The organism is Acinetobacter sp. GG23 (genome assembly GCF_057766365.1).
Map to the genome: position 1 here is coordinate 73,357 of NZ_JBYMDJ010000009.1, position 15,475 is coordinate 88,831.

12 protein-coding genes and 1 pseudogene are annotated in these 15,475 nt (G+C 39.8%); 6 read left to right on the forward strand and 7 right to left on the reverse strand.

Translation table 11 applies throughout. The annotated features are described in order from the left end of the window. Positions 1–239: 239 nt before the first annotated feature. The 3 genes and pseudogenes from AC3CAU_RS14005 to AC3CAU_RS14015 form a co-directional block, all read right to left on the reverse strand. Positions 240–684 (reverse strand): annotated as a pseudogene (locus tag AC3CAU_RS14005) (capsule assembly Wzi family protein); the annotation flags it as partial. Between the two features lie 165 nt (positions 685–849). Then, a complete protein-coding gene (gene lysS, locus AC3CAU_RS14010) occupies positions 850–2,376 on the reverse strand; it encodes a lysine--tRNA ligase (RefSeq protein ID WP_131215498.1) in 1,527 nt (508 codons plus the stop codon). 123 nt (positions 2,377–2,499) lie between these two features. Further along, on the reverse strand, positions 2,500–2,937 hold the full coding sequence (locus AC3CAU_RS14015) for an SRPBCC family protein (protein ID WP_131215500.1): 438 nt from the start codon (positions 2,935–2,937) through the stop codon (positions 2,500–2,502). A 300-nt stretch (positions 2,938–3,237) separates the two neighbouring features. On the opposite strand from AC3CAU_RS14015, the gene AC3CAU_RS14020 reads away from it, so the two are divergent. Further along, positions 3,238–3,744, forward strand: a complete 507-nt coding sequence (locus tag AC3CAU_RS14020) for a YqiA/YcfP family alpha/beta fold hydrolase (RefSeq protein ID WP_131215502.1) — start codon at positions 3,238–3,240, stop codon at positions 3,742–3,744. 44 nt (positions 3,745–3,788) lie between these two features. On the opposite strand, the gene AC3CAU_RS14025 is transcribed toward AC3CAU_RS14020, so the two are convergent. Next, positions 3,789–4,331 (reverse strand): adenine phosphoribosyltransferase, encoded by a 543-nt coding sequence (locus AC3CAU_RS14025; protein ID WP_131215504.1) that lies wholly within the window; start codon positions 4,329–4,331, stop codon positions 3,789–3,791. 530 nt (positions 4,332–4,861) lie between these two features. On the opposite strand from AC3CAU_RS14025, the gene rubA reads away from it, so the two are divergent. From rubA to oxyR, 4 genes are all read left to right on the forward strand, one after another. After that, positions 4,862–5,026 carry a rubredoxin RubA gene (gene rubA, locus AC3CAU_RS14030; protein WP_005179369.1) on the forward strand — a complete coding sequence of 55 codons (165 nt, stop codon included), beginning with the start codon at positions 4,862–4,864 and terminating at the stop codon, positions 5,024–5,026. A 69-nt stretch (positions 5,027–5,095) separates the two neighbouring features. Next, on the forward strand, positions 5,096–6,274 hold the full coding sequence (locus AC3CAU_RS14035) for an NAD(P)/FAD-dependent oxidoreductase (protein WP_447053445.1): 1,179 nt from the start codon (positions 5,096–5,098) through the stop codon (positions 6,272–6,274). Between the two features lie 56 nt (positions 6,275–6,330). Next, positions 6,331–7,278: an esterase EstB gene (gene estB / locus AC3CAU_RS14040; protein ID WP_131215508.1), complete on the forward strand. Its 948-nt coding sequence runs from the start codon at positions 6,331–6,333 to the stop codon at positions 7,276–7,278. Between the two features lie 6 nt (positions 7,279–7,284). Next, positions 7,285–8,190: a LysR family transcriptional regulator OxyR gene (gene oxyR / locus AC3CAU_RS14045; RefSeq protein WP_447053446.1), complete on the forward strand. Its 906-nt coding sequence runs from the start codon at positions 7,285–7,287 to the stop codon at positions 8,188–8,190. 1,010 nt (positions 8,191–9,200) lie between these two features. On the opposite strand, the gene ppk1 is transcribed toward oxyR, so the two are convergent. Beyond that, the gene (gene ppk1, locus AC3CAU_RS14050; RefSeq protein ID WP_447053447.1) at positions 9,201–11,282 is read right to left on the reverse strand and encodes a polyphosphate kinase 1; all 2,082 of its coding nucleotides are present in this window, start codon (positions 11,280–11,282) and stop codon (positions 9,201–9,203) included. A gap of 113 nt (positions 11,283–11,395) precedes the next feature. Then, the gene (gene mtgA / locus AC3CAU_RS14055; protein ID WP_370984544.1) at positions 11,396–12,070 is read right to left on the reverse strand and encodes a monofunctional biosynthetic peptidoglycan transglycosylase; all 675 of its coding nucleotides are present in this window, start codon (positions 12,068–12,070) and stop codon (positions 11,396–11,398) included. Positions 12,071–12,149: 79 nt separating this feature from the next. Here mtgA and AC3CAU_RS14060 point away from each other — a divergent pair, with 79 nt between their 5' ends. Next, positions 12,150–12,962, forward strand: a complete 813-nt coding sequence (locus AC3CAU_RS14060) for a rhomboid family intramembrane serine protease (protein WP_447053448.1) — start codon at positions 12,150–12,152, stop codon at positions 12,960–12,962. A gap of 50 nt (positions 12,963–13,012) precedes the next feature. On the opposite strand, the gene AC3CAU_RS14065 is transcribed toward AC3CAU_RS14060, so the two are convergent. After that, positions 13,013–15,475 (reverse strand): ABC transporter permease, encoded by a 2,463-nt coding sequence (locus AC3CAU_RS14065; RefSeq protein ID WP_447053449.1) that lies wholly within the window; start codon positions 15,473–15,475, stop codon positions 13,013–13,015.

Here is a 15,475-nt window from a genome sequence, read left to right on the forward strand (position 1 = left end):
TCATTTTATTATACTTTTAGTGCTTAGAGCTCATTAGAGTTCTAACATTCTCCTTAACCGAAACTGTGCAAACAGATTCGTTGTTCTACGCAGTGATCACCCCAATCATTGCGTATTTTTTTGTCTAAAATCTTTCTTATAAAAAATTTGAAAATTAGTACATAACTTTGATTATTTAATCCATATTTAAAAATAAGCTCAGATAAAAAAATCCTACATCTACGGGGTTCTTTATTTGCAGCTATACAAAAACCCTCGACACTTATATCTTGATCATTATCAATTTGTAAATCTCCCTCCCCATTTACACAATTTTTTGCATCCCCGCTCCCACCACCAGTATTAAACGCTAAGGCAGCTTGATATTGTGATTTTTGCTTATCTCCAAATGTGTGCGGGATATTCTTTTAATCCGATTCAGCAAATAAACTTATTTTAAAGTTATTATTATCCGCTTTAATTGCAGCTTGAACTGAATCAATGACTTTCTGTTGTGTATTATCTGATTTTTTTTGCCAAAACAATTGCACGCTGAATCTCGTCCTCATTCATTGGCCAAGTTGAGATACTGATGTGAATAACGATGAAGGCCTGCTGATTTAATCGGTTTATATCTGTTCTCAAATGATCCTCATTTAAAACACGTCCCTGAGCAAAAATTGTTGGTGATGCACTCATCATCATTGCTATAAATAGTATTTTCAACAAAAATTTTATTTATATTATAAAGCCTTAACCCTATAGGCACCTTATTTTCTTTAAGCCTTATTTCCAATATTTATAGTTTAGTGTGGTTATAATTATCCATAAAAAAACCCGCTCTAAAGCGGGTTTTTTGATATTCACAACTTAGTTTTTATGACGCATATGCGGGAATAAAATCACATCACGAATACTTGCTGCATCAGCAAATAACATGACCAAGCGGTCAATACCAATACCTTGACCTGCTGTTGGAGGAAGACCATATTCCAGTGCTTCAATGAAGTCTGCATCGTAATGCATCGCTTCATCATCACCTGCATCTTTCTCTGCAACTTGCGCTTGAAAACGTTCAGCCTGGTCAATCGGGTCATTTAATTCCGAGAAACCATTGGCCAATTCACGACCACCAATAAAGAACTCAAAACGGTCTGTAATGTGTGAATTGGTGTCATTACGGCGTGCAAGCGGCGAAGTTTCTGCTGGGTATTCTGTAATGAAAGTTGGCTGGCGAAGTTTAGTTTCTACCGTTTCTTCAAATACGATGGTTTGAAGTCTACCCAGACCAAAACCTGGTTTTACCTGTTCTTTCAATTCTTCCTGAATAAATTTAGCCAAGAACTCACGATCAGAAACATTTTCTGCTGTGAGTTGCGGGTTATGTTCAAGAATCGCATCAAACATCGAGATTTTCTTGAATGGGCCTTTGAAGCTGAAGACTTCACCTTGATAAGGCACATCAGTAGAGCCCAAAATATCAATCGCTAATTTTTCAAGCATATTTTCAGTCAAAGCCATCAAGTCTTTGTAATCGGCATAGGCTTGATAGAATTCGATCATGGTAAATTCTGGATTATGACGTGTCGAAATCCCTTCATTACGAAAGTTACGGTTAATTTCGAACACACGTTCAAAACCACCTACCACCAGACGTTTTAAGTAAAGCTCAGGCGCAATACGTAAGTACAATGGCATATCTAGTGCATTATGATGTGTTTCAAATGGACGCGCTGAAGCCCCACCTGGAATCACATGCATCATTGGCGTTTCAACTTCCATGAAGCGTTCATTGGCTAAATACGCACGCATCCCCGAAACCACTTTGGCACGGATTTCAAAAGTTTTACGTGTTTCTTCATTCACCATCAAATCAAGATAACGCTTACGATATTTGACTTCGGTGTCATTTAAACCGTGGAATTTATCTGGAAGTGGACGAAGTGATTTAGTTAAAAGCTCAAAATGTTCAATGTGAACATAAAGATCACCTTTACCCGAACGACCGATATAACCTTCAACCGCAATAATATCACCCAGGTCTAAACCTTTGATGGTAGCAACGACTTCTGGATCTAATTCTTTACGTGCAACATACAGTTGAATACGGCCAGTCATATCCTGAATCACCAGGAATGAACCTCGGTTCAGCATCACACGACCTGCAACTTTTACATAGACGCGATCATCTGCTTCAATTTCTTCTTTAGACTTGTCAGCAAATTGTTCTTGTAGATCTTGAGCATAATGTTCACGCTTAAATGTATTGGGCCAAGGGCTGATTCCCTTTTCCTTAGCATGTGCTTCAATATGCTTTAACTTGGCATGACGCTGTGCAATTAAATCGTTTTCGGAAATGTGTTGTTCAGAAGTCGATTGAGCGTTATGTTGCGTCATCTCTGCCTCGAATATGTGTAAAAAACGGAAGTTGCATAGCATAGCAGATTTAGTAAAATTTCGTATGACTTATTGCCAAACAAAAGCATTGATTTACTAAACCCAAATTCCTTAATTCATATTTTAAGCTTCAGCTAATTGCTTAACGATTTCAAATCCTCGCTTTAATCCATTATTCATCAATTCCACATGATCTTTAGAGGTTTCTAGCTCCACACCCAATATTGTTTGGCCATTAAAATCTTTAAGCTCATATTTTTCTAAGACACCGCTCCATTGTTTAACTTCTTCGCTATCTAGATCTTCAAGGCCGTCTTGCAACATTCCCAAGTGTTTAAAGGTCACGCTTTTAAATTCATCAAGTTCAGTAATTGTTGATACCATGCCTTCCCCATTGGCATCTAAGAATACCGTTTTACCATTGACGGTCCAGTCGGAATGCATGGATGAACCAGGTGAAAAATATTGTGTCCATTGCATATACGTTTCAGGATTCCATAAAACCTGCCAAACTTTTTCTGGCGTTGCAGCAATCAAAATTTCATATTTTAAAATTTCCATAGCTTTGCTCCCTAAAGTCATCGTCTACCTTTAAAATTATCCATCTTTATTTTTTCAGCAAATAAATCATTTGTTACTTAAATATCAATTCAGCCCAAAATATTTATAACCGAATATTTTTAATCAATAATTTATTTTGTAAGCTGTTTTATTCTATTTGGTCTAATGAGTGTCTTAGACCAAAAGCTAAGTTGTTTCTCTGGCACAGTCACCTACAATAAATTCAAGCAAAATAGTTGAAAACTAAACTATTCAACCCTTTCTATCTTTGTGATTAAAGACAGTCTGAACGATCAAACAATGAATACATGTACTTCGAAAATCTTATTTTTACATGGACTCGATTCCTCTCGTGAATCGACAAAATTCCATGCCATTGATGCCAATCAGAAATATTGCATCGATATAGATTATCGCAATCTAAATTTTCAAACCGTTGCCGATTTTTATCGCGATATTATTGCCAAAATTAAACCGGAAATACTGGTCGGACATAGCTTGGGCGCGTATTGGGCCTTAAAAATGTCAGCCTTGTGTAAAATTCCAACGGTTATTGCCAATCCGAGTCTTAGTCCAAACTTTCGCGAAGACTACCCCCCAATTAATGAAGATGATCTGGAACATGACATTGCTCAAATTGCCTATTTGGAATTAGGTGACGAAATACTGGATATGTATGCTGTTCAAGAACAGCTCGAACCTTATATGATTGTTCAAGCCTTAGAAGGCGGCCATCATCGCTTAGCGAGTCCAGAAAACATAAATGAATTAATTCAGCACATGCAAACGCATTTTCTGAAAAAATAAAAAAGCCTTGGTTAAACCAAGGCTTTTTTAGGACATAACATCAATTAAGCGACTGCTTGTTCTGGCTGAGATTTATCATCCAACACTGACCAAACTTCTAAACCTAAATCATTATGTAAATCGGGTAAATCGAGGAAAATGCTCGCTCCCAAAATTTCATGGTTACATTTATTGACCAGCTGTTTCACCGCTTTTAAAGTACCGCCTGTTGCCAATACATCATCTACAATAATAATTTTTTGCGGTTGGATGTTTGCAGACATTTCCAAACGGTCCATACCATATTCTAAGCTATAACCTACGCCCACAACCGGTGGTGGCAATTTTCCTGCTTTACGCACCAGTAACAAGCCTTTGCCTAAACGCTGAGCCAATAAACTTGCAAGTACAAAACCACGCGCTTCTACAGCAACAAAACTGTCTACTTGTTCCAGTTTTTCAACAGGAATACTGGCAATTAAAGCATCGGTTAACGGTTCAATATTGCTCATAAACAAAGGGGTTAAATCGAAGAAGCAAATACCCGGTTTAGGGAAATCTTGGACAGTACGAATGTGAGACCACAAAATTGTAGACAAATTGCTCATGGGAGAAAAGTAATTTAGAAGAGGATAGGTAATTTTAACGCTTTATCAGGTTCATGGCCAGTAAATGATCATGCTTACCATCCAGCAACACCTGCTAAAAAATTATAAGCCATTGATTTAATTATGTTCATTTTTTTAATAAATATTAAATATAGATTTATCTGATCTTAAATTAACAAACTTTGTCTATTTCTTCTCCCCGACCTTAGTCTAAACCTGACGTTTAACTCATAAAGTCATTTCTTGAGCTTCTCTATCTCATTCTGATTTATGCACTTTTTAAAATTCATACCCTGTTTAAATTGTTAGACAGAAACCATAATTACGTATTTCTATGACAAGTTTTGTCCTGCTCTGCAATTCTGGTTTCAAATTCACTGATTAAACTCGCATATTTGCTTTACATTAAGGCTAGAACTGCGTAAAAATTTGGTTGAATATGTACAATGAAAGTCATATTACTAGAGTCATGCTGTATATGGAATTTTACTGACTTCACTTCTTAAAAAGTCAGTGTTTTGGAGAGTCAAATGAAAAAGTATCAATGCATCGTTTGTGGATGGATTTATGACGAAGCTGAAGGTTGGCCACAAGATGGTATTGTCGCAGGTACAAAATGGGAAGATATCCCAGATGATTGGACATGTCCGGACTGTGGTGTATCAAAAGTTGATTTTGAAATGGTTGAAATCTAACAATTGATATCAAAGACCATAGTGAATGGTCTTTTTTTACGTCTTATAGAAAACAGTTTGGAGAAAACTATGCATCCTATCGTCATCATTGGTTCGGGTATGGCAGGATATACCGCAGCACGTGAGTTTCGTAAGCTAAATCCCGAGCATGAACTGGTCATGATTTGTGCAGATGATGCGGTAAACTATGCTAAACCCACGCTGTCTAATGCTTTAGCCGGAAAAAAAGCACCTGAGCAAATTGCTTTAGGTGATGCCAGCAAAATGAGTGATCAACTGAAGATGCGTATTGAAGCGCATACTCGGGTTAAAGAAATTCAAGCTGAACAGCATCAACTCATTTTAGAAAAAGATGGACAACAAATCACTCAACCCTATTCAAAACTGGTTCTAGCTGTAGGTGCAAACCCGGTTCGTCTGGCGATTGCTGGCGATGGCAGTGATGACATTCATGTGGTCAACAATTTGGATGACTACAAAGCATTCCGCAAAAACCTGGATCAACATCACGATAAACGCGTGGTCATTTTAGGTGCAGGTCTGATTGGCTGTGAATTTGCCAATGACTTGCAAAATACAGAACACCAAGTGACAGTGATTGATTTGGCTGCCCAACCTTTGGGACGTCTCATTCCTGACTACGTTGCCGCTTCGTTCCAAGAAAAACTTGAAGCTATTGGCATTCACTTTGTCTTGGGCACAACGGTTGAAAAAGTAATTAAAGTTGAAAAGGGTGACTATCAGATTACTTTAGCCAATGGTCAGTCTGTTGTTGCACACATTGTACTTTCAGCGATTGGCTTACAACCGAATTTGGAGTTGGCAAAAGCCGCGAATATTGATTGTAGTCGCGGCATTTTGACCAATGGTCATTTAGAAACCAATCAGGCAGATATTTACGCGATTGGCGACTGTGCAGAAGTCAATGGTTTACTGTTGCCTTACGTCATGCCGATTATGCAACAAGCACGCGCTCTAGCGAAAACCTTGAATGGTGAACAAACCCATGTTCATTATCCAGCGATGCCTGTTGCCGTCAAAACCCCAGCCGCTCCCCTCACGGTACTTCCAGCACCAGTGGGTGTGGATGTCAATTGGGAGACCGAAGAACTTGAAGATGGCATGATTGCTAAAGCTCTAGATGGTCAAAACACCTTGCGTGGTTTTGTTTTATTGGGCGCGACCGCAGCAAAACAACGTCTAAGTCTAACTAAACTGGTACCTGACTTGATTCCTGTAGCTGTTTAAGGGTTTAATAGTAAGGACATTTTTTAAGCAAAATGTCCTTTTTTGGGAAAATAACAATGAATCATAGCGCACTTAATTTTACAGGCTCACCCTATACTTCTTTTATGCACGAAACCAAAGTGACTTTAAGCAATGGAATAGAGCTGCATGTTGAAATGGGTGGAGATCCTGAACATCCTGCGATCATGCTGATTATGGGTTTGGGTGCGCAAATGTTGTTTTGGCCAGATTTTTTCTGTAAATCCCTGATTGATCAAGGTTATCGGGTTATTCGTTTCGATAACCGCGATATTGGGCTTTCATCAAAAATTCGGCATTCAGGGCCACGGCTCAATACCTTAAAACTGATGGGACGTTTTGCACTGGGCTTACAAAATCAAGGTGCGCCTTATAATCTGTATGATATGGCGGAAGATGCGGCCTTATTGATTGAGCATTTAGGACTAGAACAAGTCTCTGTAATTGGCGCATCCATGGGCGGCATGATTGCACAAATTCTGGCAGCCAAGCATCCTGAAAAAGTCAGCAATCTCGGTTTAATGTTCACCAGTAATAATCAGCCGCTCTTACCTCCGCCTTTTCCAAAACAGCTTTTTAGCCTGATTGGCCGGCCTGAGTCTACGGATGAAGAAGGTATCGTCAATCATAGCGTGAAAGTATTTAACATCATTGGCTCACCTGGATATATCAACCAAATCGAGATTATTCAGACCGCACGTAAACTATATCAACGAAGTTATTATCCAGCGGGTGTACTTCAACAATTTTTAGCAATATTATGTACCGGTTCTTTGCTACAATTGAGTAAGCAAATTCAGCAACCTACCCTTGTGGTACATGGCTCTCGTGATCGTTTACTGCCACCAAGCCATGGCAAAGCAGTTGCAAAGGCAATTACAGATGCTAAGTTTGAATTAATTGATGGAATGGGGCATGATATGCCTCCGCATTTTATTCCATATCTTAGCGGATTATTTGCTGATCACTTTAAATTAAAACATTAGGACACTATGGCTGCATTACCCTCTTTAAGACAGCTGTCATACCTCGTAACACTGTCTGAAACGCTACATTTTACTGAAGCTGCGCGCCGTTCATTTGTGACCCAATCGACTTTGTCAGGCGGGATCATGGAGTTAGAGCGTTTGTTAGGTGGAGTCCTCGTTGAACGTGACCGCCAAAATGTACGTTTAACTCCGCTTGGAGAACAGGTTGTGGCTCGAGCCCGTGTTCTATTGGCAGATGCTCAAGACTTGATGCGTTTAAGTCGTGAAATGAGTGAACCTTTAACGGGTGATTTGCATTTAGGCATTATTCCTACTATTGCACCTTTCATTTTATCGAAACTGCTTGATGAAGTGCATAAGCAACTGCCTAAAATTCAATTGCATTTGCATGAAGCGCAAAGTGAAAAAATTGTTGAAAAACTGGAACATGGCAATCTTGACATGATTGTTTTGGCACTTCCTTTTGACACTCGAGGTTTAAAAGTTGCTGAAATCGCCAAAGAAGATTTGTATTTGGTCTGTCACAAAAACGACCAAAATGCCAACACAGCAAAATCGCTGGATGACTTAGATTTATCCCGTTTAGTCTTGCTAGAAGAAGGTCATTGCTTACGTAATCATACTTTAAGTGCATGTCCAATTGGTGAACGTAAAAATGATCATCGCTTAAAAGCCAGTTCATTACCTACGTTAGTTGAAATGGTCTCTGCGGATTTAGGCTTTACTCTACTTCCTGAAATTGCCATTCATACCAATATGATTAAAGCGAATTCAGATTTAGTGGTGAAATCTATTGAAGCTGCACCAAGTCGTACGTTAGCTTTGATCACCCGTAAAAGTACGCCATTGCAAAGTGAATTTGATGTGTTATTGCAAATCTTGCAAAAAATCACCCAAAATCTTCATTAAAAAAGCGATAAACTAAAAGGAGCAGTTGCTCCTTTTTTTATTGCCCCATTCTTTTCCTAGCCAATATTTTACTTAAATAAATTCGAACATTTAATCTAAAAACAATAAGTTCTTTGTTTAAAGAAAAAAGTTTACTCCCTACGCTAAACTCATTTTGAAATTAAAATATAATGTCTCGTATTTGGATGAGCTAAGATATGAATGATTCAATAATTTTAAAAACAATTTAATTCAATCGTATACCATAAATTATTTTTTGATTATTATTCTATATAAGCTTAATTTAATTTCATCAATTAGCTAATTCTTAGCTTAGGACTTTTATAAGTTTATATAATGAAGTTGCTCAATAAAATCGAAACCCGTATGAGAATAGTCTAGCCGATGAATTGGTATTGCCTGTTCCCGTCCTATTAATAGAGAATCAATCCGCTTTTAACCCTGTATTAGAAACATTCTTCATTGGATTAGGCGGCTATCCTACAGAATTAATGATGAGCATGACTCATCTTATTGAAGCTGACTACTTATCATAACCACATTTGCCCAACCTGATTTCGATAGATTATCCCTCAATCAAACAGCAACGCTTACATTTATCAAGCAACTCAAAATTTCTCTTCCGATACGAGCAGGATAATGATCCTGGCCAACCATAGACCTCTTTACTGTTAAAGGCTATTTAGACAGTGCGCAGGATTATTTTTTATGTAAATACTGAGACAGACTTATTAAATAACATTAAAGGTATTCTGTACGGTAGAGCGCCGATCCATCATGTTTTAGCGCAATCAAATATAAAATTCTAAATTTGGTATCAGTGGATTTTAACCTACCGCATGTCACAGAACAGACTTCGACTTCTCTTCAAAAAATTGAAGGCTCTATTAAAAACACTTACAGGAAAATTGCATGCTTAGAAAGTTGGATTTTTTATTTTCAATATTTCTGTTGTATAAAAATAAAGGAGTCCAGAGACTCCTTTATTTCTTCTTTGAAAGTTGAAGGAATTATTTGATGATATCCAATAATATTCTTTGTGCATTATGCGGTTCTTGGCCTTCTGCAACCTGTGCACGAACCCAGTTTCCATCTCCTTGCAACAACCATGCTTGCTGATTGTCTTTCAAATACGTCAGTAAACCTTGCTGATAAATCCGTTTTTTCAGGGCTGGATCTTCAATTGGAAAACAGGCTTCAACACGATTAAACAAATTACGATCCATCCAGTCGGCACTTGAACAGTAAATCCGCGCGTTACCATTATTACCAAAATAGTAAACCCGGGTATGTTCCAGAAAACGCCCGACAATTGAACGCACACGAATATTTTCTGAAAGCCCCGGTAAACCAGGACGTAAACAGCAAATTGAGCGAATAATTAAATCAATTTTTACACCCGCTTGTGAGGCTTCATATAACTTGTTGATCAGCTGCCTTTCAGTTAAGGCATTTACTTTGACAATAATTTGTGCGGGCTTGCCTGCTTTAGCATTAGCAATTTCTTCATCAATAAAATTGATCAGTTGCGCATGTAGAGTAAATGGTGCATGCAGAAGTTTTTTCAGCTTCGCCATTTTACCCATACCCGTTAATTCCTGAAAAATGCGATGCACATCTTCACACAACTCTTTATCTGTGGTCAGCAAGCCGTAGTCAGTATAAATACGGGCATTGCCTGCATGATAGTTACCTGTACCTAAATGCACATAACGCACTAGCTTATTGTTCTCACGGCGCACCACCAGAATCATTTTGGCATGGGTTTTGTAGCCGACAATGCCGTACACCACTACAGCGCCGGCTTCTTGCAGTACATTTGCGACTTCAATATTCGATTCTTCATCGAAACGCGCACGTAATTCAATTACTGCTGTGACTTCTTTCCCATTTCGTGCCGCTTCTGCAAGCACTTGAACAATTTCAGAATCCGGTCCACTGCGGTATAAGGTTTGCTTGATCGCAAGCACTTGTGGATCACGTGCTGCCTCACGTAACAAATTAATCACGGGTGCAAATGATTCAAATGGATGATGTAATAAAATATCCTGCTTCTGCATAGCAGAGAAAATATTTTCCGACTTCTTTAGAATTTTTGGAATGATCGGTGTATGTGAATCATAACGTAAATGTGGACGTTTAAAATTTGACAATAAACGGGCAAGATTCACCGGACCATCGACCTTATAAAGTTGATCTTTTTCCAGATCAAATTCATCCAGCAAATAGTTATAAATATGTTCAGGGCAATTTTGAGTCACTTCCAGACGCACTGCACGGCCGAAACGGCGCGAATTCAACTCCCCTTTTAAAGCCTTGGCCAAATCTTCGACATCTTCATTTAAAGCCAAATCTGCATTACGCGTCACTCGGAACTGATAACAGCCTGTAGCGGTCATGCCGGGGAATAAATCTGAAACATGCTCATGAATAATGGCAGACAACATCACATGATGCTCTTTACCGTCAGTCAATTCATCCGGTAAACGCACTACACGTGGCAGTGAACGCGGCGCTGGCACAACCGCCAAATCAATTTGACGACCAAAGGCATCTTTACCTTCTAACGTCACAATAAAGTTTAAGCTTTTGTTGACCAAACGTGGAAATGGATGAGCCGGATCCAGGCTAATCGGAGTCAGTACCGGCGCCACTTGCTCTTGGAAATACTTCTTAACCCAAGCCGATTGAGCAGGCGTGAGTTCTCCACGGCGTAAAAAACAGATATCTTCTTCACGCAGTTTGGGCAGAATTTCTTCATTTAAAATACGGTACTGGCGTTCGATGGCAGCATGGGCCCTTTTAGAAATAATCTCTAAAACCTGTTTGGGGGTTAAACCATCCGGACTATGGCTTTCATTGCCTAAATCGAGCTGTTCCATCAGTCCCGCAAATCGGATTTCAAAAAACTCGTCCAGATTACGTGAGAAAATAAGCAGGAAATTCATGCGCTCAAGTAAAGGATGCAGTGGGTCAACCGCCTGTTCTAATACACGAAGATGAAAATCTAAAATAGAAAGTTCACGATTAATGTAGCGATCGTTATATGTATATTCTGTTTGTGTAGGAGATAAGCCTGCTGCAGTATTCATACCTAACCTGTGCTTCTTCGAATGTGATCCGTATCTTGATCAGTATGCTTCAAAATTATGACAATTTCATAAAAAAAGCCCAAAAAATTTGGGCTTTTTATTACACTGTTTCATTAAGGAATATTGCTATAACGCATATATTTCTGAATCATCCGTTTGCGGTATTTTAATTTTCGGTCATCACGGTGGTCTTGGTAATATTTTGGATTGGGTAAAATGGCCGCCAGGAAGGCTGCTTGTTCACGGGTTAGACTTCTCGCGCTTTTGCCAAAATAATGCTGGGTTGCGGCTTCCACACCATAAATATTGTCACCAAATTCAACCGAGTTTAAATACACTTCCAAAATACGCTGTTTGGTCCAGACGCGCTCCATCATCCATGTTGCAACAGCTTCTTGACCTTTACGCAGAAATGAACGCTTGTTATATAAAAATAGATTTTTGGCCAATTGCTGTGAAATGGTTGAACCGCCTGCAACCACTTTGCCTTTGTCTTTATTACGCTCCAAGGCAAATTGCATGCCTGCCCAGTCAAAACCATGATGCTGGAGAAACTTACCGTCTTCCGCGGCGACCACAGCATGTTTGAGATAGTCACTGATTTGATCGTAGTCGCGCCATTGATGTTTGATCGGTTTAGAGGGTTCGGACCAATAATCCAGACGCATCATCATGGTAGTGTCAACCGAATGGGTGCGCCACCACACCAGACTTGAAAAAATCCAAAGTTGTACTAAAAGCACCAAACTGACAAGTATTAACAAACTACGAACAATAAAAGCTTTCATGTCAGTGAGTTACTCCAAAATATCTGTTTTTTCGTGCTAAGCTTATCGCTGAATATAGCAAAGATTATAAAAGAATAGCATGGCTGAACTTTCACCTCCTTCCATTCAAAGTAAACTCGAGGTTCACCTTTGGTGGCTGACTGCACTTTTTATTGCCATCAATGTCGCTTTATTTCTCTGGCAAGTGCTTACCGGGGTCAATATTACCAGCCCAAGTCTGGTCGATGCTATTCGTTGGGGAGCTGATTATGCACCTTTAACCTTTTTAGAGGAACCCACTCGCCTGTTTAGCAGCATGTTTTTTCATTTTGGTTTGATCCATTTAATGCTCAATATGTGGGCACTCTATATTTTCGGCAGTGTGGCTGAACAGCTTTTTGGCCGCTTCTATTATTTGGGTTTATATATTCTTGCAGGCCTGATGGGAAGTTTGCTCAGTGGCTTTATCGATATTCAAAATACCTTTGAACTGCTGCAAACCAATGATCCCAAACTTTTTCCAACCGTCAGCGCCGGTGCTTCTGGCGCAGTCATGGGGATTGGTGGTGCATTAACGGTTTTGTCTTTATTACCCATCTTACCAAAACAACGCTTTATTTTAGATAAAAAAACCTTGGTCATGGTCATGGGAATTAACCTGTTCATTGGCTTCACAATGCCTGGTATTAACAATGCTGCCCATATTGGCGGCCTGCTGATGGGTGCCGTATTGGCTGCTATTTGGTATCTTGGACAACGGGTGCATAAACCTAATTTAGGCTTTACTCTAGGTTTAGTTGTCGGTGTAGTAAGCTGCTATGTATTTTATGATTACTGCATGCAACAGGTTCAAATCCTTGAACCTGTTTGGCGTCAAATCCTTGCAGCCATGCGCGCACAGCTGAATTTTTAAGGTGAATAAACTACCCGGTTAAGCGCTATTATTGAGTTGAGATGAGTTGTTTAATGATTCATCTCGCGCAAACTTTGTAATGGTGGAATATCACACAAATAACTCAAGCGATAGCGTCCAATCAAGGCACACACCACGGTCATTAAAATGGGTAAAATCAGCCAGATCTCCCAATGTGCCTGAATCAGTAAATTCATTTTATAGCTGGCAATCGCACTAATCACTTCTGCAAAGAAGCATGAAACTACACCTGCCATAAATCCAATAAAGCCGATCTCTACAGTCATCATCTGTTTTAATTTTTGTTTAGAACTGCCAAATGAGCGCAATAAAGCCACCTCACGTTTGCGTTCATCCATCAACAGGTTCAAACAGGCAATTAAAACCAAAATGCCAGAGACACTGACCAATAGCGCGAGTATGGTAATAATTTGCACCAGCACATTCACCACGCGTTTCACTTCATCCAGAATCAAACTGACATCAATAAAAACCGTATTGGAAAATTGCTGAATCACGGAAACCAGTTGTTTTTTATTCTGTTCGGGCACATAAAAACTGCCCAAATAACTGCCCGCATTTTCATCCATGGTTTTGGGTGCAAAAATAAAGAAAAAATTCGGACTAAAACTTTCCCATTCCACACTACGCAAGTTAATGACTTTGGCTTGAACTAATCCTTCAGGCAAACTAAAAGTCAGTCGATCGCCTATTTTAATGCCCAGTTCTTCTGCAGTTTTCACTTCAACAGACACATCACCGACATGACTCAATGCTGAAGTTCCCTGTACGATTTTATTGTCCGCAGGATATTCGGAGGTTTGGGTTAAATTGAGTTCACGGCGTAACGAGTTATTGTTTTCCAGCAATTCATTGGGAAAAGGTTGATCATTCTTTGCCACCAATCGCCCACGAATATTGGGATATAAAGGTGTGCTTGGCCACCTATGTTGCTCAATCTGAGCTTTGAATGAAGGCATATCAAACGTTGGCAAACCATAAACAAATTGATTCGGCGTACCTTCGGGTAATTGTTGCTGCCAGCGCTCAAGTAAGTCCGTTCGCAATACAGCTAACACCGTAATTAAACTGAGACCCAGTGCCAAAGCAGTAATTTGAAAAGCGGTTTGATAAGGCGCGCGGACATAGGCTGAAATGGACCATTTCAGGCTTTTAATTAATTTTAAGCAGCCCCAAATGATCATATAAAGCACAGTACACAAGATAATCATTGCACCTATGACCCAGGCAGTAAGCACAATATTTTCAGTTAGTACCACACTAAACAGCACCAGACTGGCTGTGCCCATCAGCAACATCCACAGCATAGACTGCACAGATTTTTCTTGTTGGCGAATCACCCGAATAGGGGGTGTATTCAGTAATTGCCATAAACTTGGCACGATAAAGCCCAGCAACACCACGGCACTGGTCAGCATGGCAATCGGTAAGGGACCAAGCAGCATATCCAAGGCAGAAAACTGAATTTGCAGATGTGGAATCAGTTTTAGCATCAATTGCAATAAACCATAGCCAAGCCCTACCCCTGCCAGACTACCAATCGCCATTGCGACAATTAACACCACACCCAACAAAGTCAGATATGCACTCAGAATTTGATTTTTTGTGGCACCAATACAGCGCATTAGCGCAATATTATCCTGATTTTGCTGCACATAACGCTGACTGGTTAAGGCAATCGCAATGCCGCACAGTAAAATGGTCAAAATATTGGCAAGTTGTAGGAATGTATCTAGATTGGCAACCGGCTTCATTAAACGGGTATTGCCTTCACTGGCATTACGTAACTTTAGACTATTCTGTTCATTGTCTATTTTGCTTTGAGCAGACCCATGCAGCTGGTTGAAATCTTGTTCAAACTGTTTGGTGTGTTGGGCAGACCCTGCCATCAATAAACGGTATTCAACCCGACTGCCAATTTGAATGGCATTGGTACGCGCAACATCGGCTTGGGAAATAATCACCGTAGGTGAAAAGCCGGAAAAGCCCAGTTCCTGATTGGAATCATGTTCAATTTCAGCAGTGACCTTAAAAGTTCCATCGGCAATATTAAGGCTATCCCCGACTTTGACATGCAACAAATCCATGGCACGATTACTGAGCCAAACCTCTCCTGGCTGAATTTTCTTTGCTGGGGACGCAACCCGAATTTCTCCGCGCAAAGGAAAGGCATCATCAATGGCTTTCACATTGACCATGACAAATTGCTCATGGGTATGCGCCATCGAACTGAAGGTGGTGACTTCAGATTGTTGTAGGGATAACTGGTTGGCTTTGTCGTGCCACTTGTGTTCAAGCGGCTGATTGTCGCTCAGGACCAAATCGCCTGCCAGCATTTCAGCAGCCTGTAATGCTACGGCATTTTGGATTTGTTCATTACTAAACTTTAGTGCCGTAGTCGCACTGATCGCCAAAGTTAGAGCAATGATCAGTAAGTAAACGCCTGTACTTTTAAAACTCTGGGTCAGTAAAGGTCGAAAGAGTGGATTCAT